The sequence below is a fragment of the Bradyrhizobium sp. USDA 3650 genome, assembly GCF_054057395.1.
On the sequence record NZ_JBSRZG010000001.1, the window covers coordinates 3,010,882 to 3,022,822 of the forward strand.

The window sequence follows — 11,941 nt, forward strand, 5'->3', positions numbered from 1 at the left end:
GAGGAAACTCGCCATGTCACCAGCGCCCATTGCGCACGCCTCAAATGCCAAATCGCGCATTGGCGCCATCTTACGTGCCACGAGCGGCAACTTCCTCGAGCAGTTCGACTTCTTCTTGTTCGGGTTCTACGCCAGTGCCATCGGAAACGCGTTCTTTCCATCAGGAAGCGAAACCGCTTCACTGCTTAACACCTTCGGTGTGTTCTGGCTGGGTGCCTTGATGCGACCTGTTGGTGCGATCGTGCTTGGAGCCTATATTGACCAGATTGGCCGTCGGCAAGGCCTGATCATCACGCTTTCGATCATGGCCATTGGCACCATCATCATCGCCTTTTGTCCGGGCTATGCGACGATCGGCATTGCCGCACCTGCGATCGTGCTGTTCGGACGGCTGTTGCAGGGCTTTTCTGCCGGCGTTGAGGTTGGTGGTGTTTCCGTTTACCTCTCCGAGATTGCCACTCCGGGCAACCGCGGCTTTTACACATCTTTCCAGTCCTCGAGCCAGCAGGTTGCGATCTTTGTCGCGGCCCTTATCGGATATTTTTTGAGCGAAGCACTTCCGGCCGAAATGGTTGCCGCTTGGGGCTGGCGGATCCCGTTCTTCCTTGGCTGCTTGATCGTACCGCTTATCTTCTTCCTGCGCCGGACGCTGGAGGAAACTCCGGAGTTTCTGGTCATGAAGAACCACCCGACGGCCCGCGAGATCTTTGCCTCCACACTTGCGAACTGGCGCATCGTCATTCTCGGCATGATGATCGCGATGCTGACGACCACGACCTTCTATTTCGTGACGGTGTACACGCCTACGTTCGGCAGGCACGTATTGCAGTTGTCCTCGCAGAACACGCTGTTGGTGACGCTCTTGGTCGCGGTGACGAACTTCATGTGGAACCCAATTGGCGGCGCGATTTCCGACAGAATCGGCCGGAAACCGGTCCTGCTGACCATTGCCGGCCTAGCCTTGGTGACTGCATATCCGGCGTTGTCTTGGCTTGTAACGGACCCAAGCTTTGGCAAGATGCTGATCGTGGAGATGATGTTCTCGTTTTACTTTGGCACCTATAGCGGCGCCATGTTGGGCGCTCTGGTCGAAATCGTGCCGAAGCACATTCGCACAACTTGCTTTTCTTTGGCGTTCGCACTCGCCGCGGCTCTGTTTGGCACGTTTACGCCGCTTGCATCGACTTGGCTGATCGACCGGACAGATGACAAGGCGTCGCCCGGTTTCTGGTTGATGTTTGCGGCTTTGCTCGGCATTATCGCCGCGCTCACGATTTATCCAGGAAACACCAAGAGAGTTGCGAAAGCCGTTGCGACCCGAGCGGCCTAACTTGGCGGTAAGCGCGCAATTTACCACGCGTTAGCACGCGCGCCCGCGGGACGTTGGGGGCCGAAGGCTGAACTGAAGTTGGTGCGCGACTATCCCTGCGGTGATTTTCACGATGCTGCGCGGCCGTTCTGGCGATCACGGTTCTTCCTATGTGATCTGGGGCAGTATAGGGACGAGCTGGCGGTGATGTTGACCGGGAAAGGCTTAGCTTATCAGCCAACCTCGATTCCGTCCGGTGGTCGGACGGTGCGCTGCCCGCACTTGCAGTTGCGTGAAACACGGCGGATTTCGCGCGAGGACTGGGATCCCTCGCGCGAGCTCCACGCTCTGATATTCTGTGCGGCCGCCACAAAACTCGAAGGCGCACATCCTCGGGCTGCGTGAATTCCCCAGCGGACTGGTCGTCTCGCAGGTAGCGACAAACGTTAGCGTAGCGGGCCGTCTTGTATCCTGGTCCGATACCGACCTCTCGGCGCTCGGGTACGCAGGTTGAAGGCTCACCTTCTTGTCGCATCTGGCGGGGAGTGGTCGAGAAGTTTGGTCGTGCCTGTACAACGAGCGATGGGCCAATGCGTAACCAGACCCAGGCTGTTGCTCGCTGCGCTCGATCAGCCGTGACCTCACGCACCGCGAGCTTGCGCAGATGAGGCGAGCTGTGCGAGCTCCGTTTCGAGCATAGGGTTGCGCTTGAACATAGCGTCGATCAATGCTTGGGCCGGCTGCTCGGCCGCCTCCACCCACGTCGCCTTCTCCGCTCGCGCGGAGGGCGCGAACACACGCTTGACCACGGTCGGCGATCCCCTCAGACCGCAATTGGCCATGTCATCCACGCCAGCACTTTGGGCGCTCCATTTTACGATTGTGGTGCGGGCGGCACGCAACGCATCTATCATTGCGCCGCGGCGAATTTGATTTGTTGCCTCTAACATGCTGACGAGACACGGCAGCTTGGAACCCAACACCTGGACGCCCCCTTCGCAGCGCCGTTCGGCCTCGATGGTCCGTAGCTTGAGGTCCAACGCTTTGATCGTGGAAACATAAGTGAGCTGCTGGACCCCGAGCCGCCTTGCAATGCCAGGTCCCACCTGCGCCGTATCGCCGTCGATCGTCTGCTTGCCGGTGAATATGACGTCCGGTGGGCCATATTCCTTGCCGATGTTGCGAATCGCGCTCGCCAACGCGTAACTCGTCGCCAGCGTATCCGAGCCCGCGAAGCTACGGTCGGTGAGCAGGACAGCGCGATCGGCACCAAATGTCAGTGCCTTTCGGAGAGATTCTTCGGCCGACGGCGGTCCCATTGTCAGGACGGTGACTTCGCCGCCGAATTGATCTCTTAGCTCGAGCGCAGCTTCCAATGCGAAGAGATCATAGGGGTTGATGATTGTCGGCACGCCCTGGCGCATGATCGTGTTCGTAACAGGGTGCACGCGGATTTGCGCGGAGTCGGGGACTTGTTTGATGCAGACGATGCTGTGCATGTACTTCTCCTAAGATGCCGAGCCGACTCCCGACGCAGCAAATGTCATACCATCCAAGGCATTTCGCCAACGAGGAATGAATGCAGGCTGACGACGAGCCGGTTGTCGCAACTGCGATGGTTTACGCACCGGCGTGATCTCAAGCTGATCGGAGTCAGGGGCGGCAACGGAGCCGCAGCGATCACGCGCCGCTTCGACGCCAAAGCCATTTTCAGGGCGCGTAGGTTGCAAACAGACGATGACAAGACTGGGCTAAGCGAAGACGCCCTACGCGTCGCCGGCGAGTAAATCCCAACCCAAGGCACAACGCTAGCATCCCGATCATGCATCCGAGCTGGCGACCGCCCTCTTTTCCACGCTCTCCTATGCCAGTCGGCCGAGCGAGAGAGAGAGAGGAGCGAGCTCGACGCTTGGCTCAGAAGCGTTTGATCTCGATGCCGTGTCTTCGCAAGGCGTAGCCAATCTGGCGTGGGGTCAGTCCAAGCAGGCGCGCCGCCTTCGCCTGTACCCACCCGGATCTTTCCATGGCTGCGATGACGCGCTCGCGATCGGTGACTTTCGCGGCACCTACCACGGGGCGCCCAGGCGGCCCTAGCGGCGTCAGCTCGCTGCTCACCGGCCGAACGGGTGTCGCGGCTTCCGTTGCCGGCATGCTCAGCCTCGCGGGCGGTGCGATTGTCGGGCTCGGCTGTCGCGCCACTTCCGCCGGTCCACCCTTCCATAGCAAGGCCGACAGGCATTGCCCATGGCAGCACGCAAAATCATCTCTTACGATCGACGATCCTAGCGCTAGCGTCGCGGTCCGCTGCACGCAGTTTTCGAGCTCACGGACGTTGCCGGGAAATCCGCAATTCATGAGGACCTCAATCGCACTTGAATCGAATACCAGGGCACGGCCGTTCTCATCGTTGAAGTTCTTCAAAAAACGAGCGGCGAGAAGCGGAATATCAGTGCGTCTTTCGCGCAGCGGCGGCAATAGCAGAGGAACCACGCTGATGCGGTAATAGAGATCCGCACGAAACTCGTTCCTGGCCACCGCCTCTTCAAGATTCTTGTTCGTGGCCGCAATCACGCGGACGTCGACTTTGATCGTCTGATTGCCGCCCACCCGCTCGAATTCCTGCTCCTGAAGCACGCGCAGGAGCTTCGCCTGGAACGAGCCCGAGATCTCTCCAATCTCATCCAGAAACAACGTTCCCTTGTCGGCGATCTCGAAGCGCCCCTTGCGCGCGTTGAATGCGCCCGTAAACGCCCCCTTCTCGTGTCCGAACAATTCGGATTCCAGCACCGTCTCTGTGAGGGCTGCGCAATTCAGCTTGATAAAGGGGCGTTTGGCGCGCGCTGAACGCTCGTGAATAGCCTTCGCGACCAGCTCTTTGCCGGTACCCGATTCGCCACGCAACAAAACCGTGCTATTTGATTTTGAGATCACCTCGATCTTGTCAAGTAGCGCGCGCAGCGCCGGGCTGTCGCCGATAATTCCCTCGACTTGGACCTTCTTACGGTCCCGCCCATGAGGCTTGAGCTCGGAAAGTTGCTTCTGCAGCCGGAACTCCTCGTCCATAAGGCGCCCGCGATCGCGCACAAACGAGCAATGCAGTTTCGTCGTCTGGCCTAGCAGGCTGGCGACCATCGTCAGAAGGCGGAGGTCGTCCTCGAGCTGCGCACGCGTCCCATTGTCCGCGATGCGGTCAATGCTCAGCGTACCCACAACTTTGCCGTCAACATCTATGGGAACGCCGATGAACGCAACACGCGTATGACCGCCGGCATTTAGCATATCGACCTCCGAAGAACTGAAGGCCGAATGCAGCGCTAGATTCTCCACGATGAGCGGCTGCCCCGACGCGACGATTTGATCGATTGCTCCTTGCGGCAAGCGCACCCGGCAGCGCGCGTCGCGGTCTTCGCTCCTGCCGTCCTCTACGATGATCTCCGGCCCGCCGTCATGCTCGAACAGACATACGATGCCGCGCCGCATCCGCACGAGCGATCCCAGGCGCTCGATGACGCTCGCCAGCTTAGCCTCGAGCCGACATAGGCCAGTGAGCGTGTGCGCTATTTCAACGATCGTGCTTAGCGATTTCTCTTGGGACCGCACAATACAAGCGGAAGCGTCCGCGTCGGAGGTTGAGTTTGGCTTTTCGCGCAGGGAAATGCTGTCTAGCATCACGACTTCTCCGTTCCTTTCTCGATCCTCCCCATCGGACTTGTTGGATTCGTGTTGCATGCCCGATCTGACATCCTGTTCTCAGGGCGGGACGAGAGATTACCCCTCTTCATGGCACGTCGGCAGCACTTAGAGTAACTCGCTTTGCCGCTTTGTTTTCCAACTCGCTGCGCGGATTCACCCCGGCCAACATGACTTCCATCGATGAAGCTCAGAACAGCCGGGGCTCTTGGGGGCTGATTGAATTATAAGTGTTGCCCGCCATTGATCGGCACTTCGGCGCCGGTGACATAACTTGCCGCATCTGAACATAGGAAGAAAATGACCTTGGCGACCTCTTCGGGTGTACCCACTCGGCGGAGTGGGATCTTTGGCACAAGATGCGCTTCCGTGTCAGGCGACAAAATGCCCGTCTTGATTTCGCCGGGCGCGATCGCATTGACGCGAATGCCATGCGCGGCGTAATCGTGCGCCATTTCGCGCGTGAGACAAGCGAGCGCAGCTTTCGAAGTCGCATATGCCGAGCCAGCAAATGGATGCACCCGCGAGCCGGCGATCGACGTCACGTTGACGATCGAGCCTGACGCCCTTTTCAATTCGTCGAACAGGCCTTGAGCGAGTAGGATCGGTGCCACCAGATTGAGGTGGAACACGCTCATCCAGGTGTCGACTGAGGTCGCCAGCGATGTCAGCCTGGTACCGTTTGCCGCTTTTGGTGAGTTTCCGGCATTGTTTACCAGTCCGTGCAACGGTGCGCCAGCAAGGCGCTCCTTGATCTCGGCAATCACGCGCGGCAGCATCCGATGATCGCCCAGGTCGACTTCGATATAGCTGTCGCCCTCTGAGTCTGATGGGCGACGCGCCGCGTCCAATGGTTGGCGCGCGCAAGAAATGATGCGCCAACCGGCTTTCGAAAACAATTTTCCGGTGGCGCGACCGATACCGCGCGATGCCCCGGTCAATACCAGCGTCTTTCGCTCACGCAGCGGACGGCCCGCTCGATCGGCGTGAATTGGACCGCTAGGGTCCGTTTCCGACGATTGAGGTACGACCGCTTTGTCATCTGGTAGATCTAGATTCACACGCGGCTCCCTTCCGCTCCCATCGGCTGTGCACCTGGTGCAGGATCCGGGCCAAAGCGACGCAGGGCATAAGGGGCGCACTTTTGCGACAAATGGCAGGTTCTGAACATCTGGCCTGTTTGCTTTTCGACAACAGCAACGCCGCGTCAAGCCCCCACGGCCCGTTGACCGCGTCGCACTCCAGGGGTGGTCTGTGGCTCATTCGAATTGGCGGAGATAGTTTAGCTGCCTTGTGCGGAGATCAGGATCGATGGCCAGTTCGTTCAATTTTCTCGGTTGGACGCGCCGCCGCAGATGCGGCTCTGGTTCGACATCGGTGGGCTGGGGCTCGTGCCGTTGATCAGATGCGGTCGAAAGTATTTCGCAACCAGCGCATGAACAAGGCCGTCGTCCAGAAGACGAGCTGACCGCGAAGGGATTAACGCAGAAACGGCGATACGTCTACCTGACGCGCGTCCTTGCTGCTGGGACATTCTGACGTGACCGTCTGCTACGTCAGATTCCTCGGCGGCCCGGGCCACCATTGCCGTGCTCTTCACCGCGTGGCCGCCGATGGCGGTTTCGGCCCGGCGATGCCGGGACCCTAACCTTTTCTCCGGCCAGTCGACTTACACGTCGCAGTCCGACATATCCCGGGACAAGGCCGCCGATGCTCGCCGGGATTGGCCTACGCTTCGCCGGGCATTCGCTGTACCACTGCATCCCGGCAGTGCGTCGGTCAGCTCTCAGCTGCGGACGTTGCGAAACCCGATGCTGTGGAAGCCAGCAGTGTCAGGCCGACGATCTAGGCGACGATTGCGCAGGTTCAGATTCGCGGCACCTCATGAAGCCGCGAAATGCTCGTATGGATTATCGACCAGGGTCAACTGCTCCGGGTTGCTCAGATCGAATTCAATAATGCGTGGCACGAGCAGACGGGCATAGCGCGTAAAGGCGCTGGTGGGGGGAAAGCGGATCACGGTGGCGCATCGCGCAAGAAGATACATGTCGATGAGCGCGGAAGCTCCACCTTCAATTCCCATTTCCGCACTATGCAACGGCCCTGCCAGATCGGCATGGAACCGTTTTGGTACGGCGAAGATATCGGGAAACAGACCCGATATGTGATCGAGCACCTGTGCGCTATCCGTGCACAGGAAGATCTTAACAGGCTTTGGATATGGCAAAGCCATGGCTTTACGGACTGCCATGCAGACCTGACGAAGAGCGAGCTCCGAATCGGCCCAGTACGGAGCATGCCCCATGATATCTTCGCCATTGCCGTGCCGAACATGAACGCCGATGATACTATGGCCGCTAAAGTGTTGCTCATACAAGTCCTCGATCCGCGCTCGAATCTCAGACCTGAGTTTGATGTTTCGGAAGATCAGTCGTTCGGCTTCCTCATCACAACGCCACATCAGGCAAGCGTCACAGACAATGGTGTTGGCCTCGTTATCGTCTCCTGCTTGGAACAGCTCAGTCAGTTCGTCACGTTCTCGGAAGATCTGCTCGTCCGGACGATTGATACAGTCGATCGATGGCCTATTCCACCACGGCGGGAAGAACGGGCCGGGAAACGAGAGCTGGTTGACCCTGTCATCGCAAATCACCGGCACGCCAGCGATCTCCTCAACCGGCTCGAAGAACACCGGAAAGGCATTGCTGAACGGTTCGTCGACATAACAGGAACCGCGCCAGTCAATAACGAGCGTTCGCCCGGTCCGCTGCGCGTACGACCAGGCTGATGCCAACGACCAGAGGCAATCACCAAAGCCGGTGCGCCTCCGAGAAACAACAAAGCGTTCCTTCGTCACGTTATCAAACCCTTCTCGTTGCGCGAGTGTGGCGCACCAACTCATCTGCGATGCCGATCCACGCCGGGCGCTGGTCACCTGGACGCAAGTCACCCAACCCGCAAACTCATCCTGCACGGCACTGCGATTGGCAGGTCATGCTAGAGGTGTCACATTACGCACCTTTTACGACGGCCCAGTCTGTGACGGATGCAGCCGAATACGACGCTGATCCCACAGCCCGCGCAGTTCGTTCAGGAGAGCTTCGCGCCTGGTCCTGTCGGACGTGACCCTGGCGAGAAGATCGGCCAGAACAGCTTCCTTCTCGATTTGCATCAGCATGTCGAATAGGTCATGCGAGACGCGTACGCTGTCATGGCTGGAGTGACCCAGGCGGATCTCGCAGATTGTCTCCTGGCGGTCTCGGCCCGCATGAGCGCGAACCCGGTAAAGAGATACATGGGGCGGCAGTGATACAGCGAGCGCGGTCCAGTTTTCGAGCGTTGTTGCCCGTTTTTTGATGAGGAATGACCCGACCACAAGGCCATCCAGCTCGGTCGACAAAAACGCCGTAATCGCATCGGCAACGGAATCTACGATCGGTTCGGCATTGTTGTTGAACGACGTATTAAGCAGAATCGGGACGCCCGTTCGAGCTTTGAACGCATTGATAAGTTCCCAATAGGCGGCATTGCTCGTGCGGGACACCGTTTGCAGCCGAGCCGTACCATCGATATGCGTGATCGCGCCCAGCAATGCACGCATGGATTCGCGCACGCGCACGACGAAATTCATGAAGGGATATTCTGCGCGACCATCCGGCAACTCAAAGAACGCGCCCGCATCCTCCTCGAGAACCGATGGCGCGAACGGTCGATAACTCTCGCGCTTCTTGACCATCGCGTTGATCCGGTCCTTGTTTGCCGCGGGCCTCGGGTCCGCAAGAATGCTGCGGTTGCCGAGCGCACGAGGGCCGAACTCGGACCGGCCCTGTACCCACCCGATCACAGCGCCATCAGCGATCCACTCGGCTGCTCTGGCTGCGACGTCAGCGGTCCGTTCAATCTCGAGGTGTCCGGCCCATCCCTTCAGTTCCTGTTCAATGCTGTCGTCGCTGCCGACATCGGGCCCCCAATAAACCGCCTGTAGTCGTTCGCGGGGCGGAGCCTGCCCGGCCTCCTTCGACACCATCAGCGCCGCACCCAATGCGCATCCGGCATCATGCGAGGCCGGCTGCACAAAAATCTCTTCGAATAGCCCTGAGTACAGCAGTTTTCCGTTTAGCGTGCAGTTGTGGGCTACCCCGCCAGCCAGGCACAACCGTTTCATTCCGGTCTGCTCACGATAATGCCGAAGAATGTGAAAGACGATCCGCTCCAGCGCCTCCTGCAATGAAGCGCTCACATCTCGGTGTTGTTGCGTGAACGGCATTCCCTTTCGCCGGACCTCGATATTGCGCAGCAATGCCGGGCCGATACGGTCGAGGTGAACGCGGTAGGCACCGTTGGGGGAGAGCTCATAAAATTGGGAGAAAAGCTCGCGATAGCGAGCGGGATCTCCATAAGGAGCCAATCCCATGACCTTATATTCGTCGAACAGGCCGTAGCCGAGGTATCGGATCGTTTCCAGATAGAACAGTCCGAGAGAGTTGGTCTCTGGAAACGTCATGAGCTCGGTCATTTCGGTGCCCGACCCCACCGCCAACAGACCCGAGAGGAAGTCGCCACAGCCGTCGATCGCGAGAACCAGACTCTCTTCAAAGCCGGACATTGCCAAAGCGCTTACGGCATGGGCCTGATGATGGCCTACGAATGACACCCGCGAAGGGTCAACTTGGGTACCGAACTCTGCCGCGAGAAGGTGCCGCAACAGGAGATTCGCATCCAGCGGAATTGAGATCTCAGGCTGTGAGATGAACAACCGTTCGAGCATCGAATTGCAGTAGGCTTCAGTCGCGTAGAACGCAATACGATCGACGTCGCGAAGCTCCACGCCTGCGGCTGCTAGACAGTATTCTATCGCACTACTCGGAAGCTTGTTTGAATGTTTGATTCGGTTGAGACGCTCCTCTTCGACGGCAGCGATCACGCGACCATCCTTGACGAGCACCGCGGCGCCGTCGTGCAGAAACGTGTTCGGTAGTTGCAGGGGGTTTTCATAGACCCTGTCAAGCCCGCCACTCAATCCTAGACACAGCATGTTGTTCTCCGTTCATTCTGAGAGGTCCGTTGACCTATTTCGTATCGCTCGCTTGGCGAGTAGGCCGCACGTCGCCGCGGGGCCGCAGTCATCGCCAACGAAACGAGGCTCATATAAGCGTCGGCCGCGACTCGAACATTCGTTACGTCCGGTATCTGATCTCGCACGCGCGACGCTTCGCTTTAGGTCTTATTCCTCTTACCGCATCAGGCGTTGCCGAAGCAGCGCGGCCGAGACGATGAAGGGCAACGCTGCGCAGATGCAAAGTGCGCCCACATGCAAACCGACGCTGTCGACCGGCCGACCGAGCATTGCTGGACGAATGAGATCGACCGAATGTGTCAGGGGCAACAAGGCCGCTATGCGTTGAAATGAACCCGGTAACTGGCTGATTGGGAAGATCGCGCCACTCAGATACATCATGGGGGTGAGGATAAGTGATTGGTAGAAGATGAAATAGTCGTGGCTCGGTGCAAGAGCTGAAACGACCATTGCGAGGCTCGCGAAAGCAACGCCAGTGAGGGCGATGGCTGGTAACGCATAGGGAATGGACGACCACTCTGCATACCCCAGCGCGACGGCAACAATCGTGATCGCGGTCCCGGCGAGCAAGGCCTTGCTTGCTGCCCATGCCACTTCACCTAGAACAATGTCGCCGAGCGTGAGAGGCGTACAGAGCACCGCCTCCCACGTGCAACCTGTCTGCATGCGAGCGTAAGCCCCATAGATGGTTTCAAAGGTTGAGGAGACCATTGCGCTTGTGGCGACCATGCCAGCCGCCAGAAACGCAATGTATGAAGTTCCCTCAACGCCACCTACGATCATTCCGAGGCCAAAGCCAAGACCGAACAGAGAGCTCATCGGCTCGGCCAGATTCCCAAGAATCGAGGCCAGAGCGACTTTCCGCCAGACCAGAAAGTTGCGGCGCCACACCGCGATCCAGTTCCATGGATTAGCAGGGAGCGCGGGCGCAAAACGTTGCCACATCGTTCAGTCCTTCATCTCTCGCCCGGTTAGCCGCAAGAAGACATCCTCCAGATTTGGCGGACGCTGCAGAAGGCGGAGATCCGTACGGCTGGCAAGTCGGCGACGCACCTGCTCGGGATCCGTGACATAGCAGAACAGTGTCTCCCCGCTCACCTCGGCGTGCTGCACTGTGGTTCTGACCAGCGGCAGCAGCTCATGGGGATTACCACCGTAGATCTCGATCACCTGGCAGCCGATCTGCTGCTCGATCAGGACATGAGGCTGCCCTTCCGCGATTTTGCGGCCGTGTTCAAGCACGCACAGGCGATCGCACAATCGCTCCGCCTCTTCCATGAAATGGGTGGTCAGAAGGATCGTTTTGCCGCGCGCTAATAGCCAGCGCAAGCGTTCCCAGATGAGATGCCGGCCGTGCGGATCGAGGCCAGTCGTCGGCTCGTCAAGCACCAAGAGCTGCGGGTCGTTAATGAGGGCACGTGCCAGCGTCAGTCGCCGCTTCATGCCGCCGGACAGTTCGGCGACGCGCGCGTCCGCCTTGTTCTCCAGGCGGGCGAATTCGAGCAGTGACGGAGTCACCGTTTTGACGTCGGTCGCGCTCATGCCGAAGTAGCGACCGAAAACGAGCAAGTTTTCGCGCACGGTGAGCTGAAGATCGAGGTTATCGAACTGTGGGACAACCCCGATGCCCCGACGCGCCAAGGGCGCACGTGCCGGCACCGGCTCGCCAAGCACGTGGATCTTACCTGCGTCGGGCGATGCAACACCCAGGATCAATCGCGCAAGCGTGCTTTTACCCGCGCCGTTTGGTCCCAGCAGACCGAAGCACTCTCCGGGCGTGACCGTAAACGAAAGAGCGTCCACGACGGTCCGGTCCTTGTAGGACTTGCTCACCTCGAAAAGGTCGATTGCCGCTGTTGACATTT

At 59.0% G+C, this 11,941-nt stretch carries 8 protein-coding genes; 1 reads left to right on the plus strand and 7 read right to left on the minus strand.

Features of this window, described 5'->3' with window-relative positions:
* Window positions 1-13 precede the first annotated feature (13 nt).
* Window positions 14-1,330: a tricarballylate/proton symporter TcuC gene (gene tcuC / locus ACVIN2_RS14005; protein WP_456766030.1), complete on the plus strand. Its 1,317-nt coding sequence runs from the start codon at window positions 14-16 to the stop codon at window positions 1,328-1,330.
* Window positions 1,331-1,950: 620 nt separating this feature from the next.
* On the opposite strand, the gene ACVIN2_RS14010 is transcribed toward tcuC, so the two are convergent.
* The 7 genes from ACVIN2_RS14010 to nodI form a co-directional block, all read right to left on the minus strand.
* The gene (locus tag ACVIN2_RS14010) at window positions 1,951-2,808 is read right to left on the minus strand and encodes an electron transfer flavoprotein subunit beta/FixA family protein (protein WP_007605808.1); all 858 of its coding nucleotides are present in this window, start codon (window positions 2,806-2,808) and stop codon (window positions 1,951-1,953) included.
* 415 nt (window positions 2,809-3,223) lie between these two features.
* On the minus strand, window positions 3,224-5,038 hold the full coding sequence (gene nifA, locus ACVIN2_RS14015; protein ID WP_456766031.1) for a nif-specific transcriptional activator NifA: 1,815 nt from the start codon (window positions 5,036-5,038) through the stop codon (window positions 3,224-3,226).
* Window positions 5,039-5,223: 185 nt separating this feature from the next.
* Complete coding sequence (locus tag ACVIN2_RS14020) at window positions 5,224-6,060, minus strand: SDR family NAD(P)-dependent oxidoreductase (protein ID WP_456766032.1); 837 nt, start codon at window positions 6,058-6,060, stop codon at window positions 5,224-5,226.
* An 821-nt stretch (window positions 6,061-6,881) separates the two neighbouring features.
* Complete coding sequence (locus tag ACVIN2_RS14025) at window positions 6,882-7,901, minus strand: nodulation protein NodZ (RefSeq protein ID WP_456769716.1); 1,020 nt, start codon at window positions 7,899-7,901, stop codon at window positions 6,882-6,884.
* Between the two features lie 120 nt (window positions 7,902-8,021).
* Window positions 8,022-10,034, minus strand: coding sequence for a carbamoyltransferase family protein (locus ACVIN2_RS14030; RefSeq protein WP_456766033.1), 2,013 nt, complete (start codon window positions 10,032-10,034; stop codon window positions 8,022-8,024).
* A 198-nt stretch (window positions 10,035-10,232) separates the two neighbouring features.
* Window positions 10,233-11,021, minus strand: a complete 789-nt coding sequence (locus tag ACVIN2_RS14035; protein WP_456766034.1) for an ABC transporter permease — start codon at window positions 11,019-11,021, stop codon at window positions 10,233-10,235.
* A 3-nt stretch (window positions 11,022-11,024) separates the two neighbouring features.
* Window positions 11,025-11,939, minus strand: a complete 915-nt coding sequence (gene nodI / locus ACVIN2_RS14040; protein ID WP_456766035.1) for a nodulation factor ABC transporter ATP-binding protein NodI — start codon at window positions 11,937-11,939, stop codon at window positions 11,025-11,027.
* Window positions 11,940-11,941: the final 2 nt, after the last annotated feature.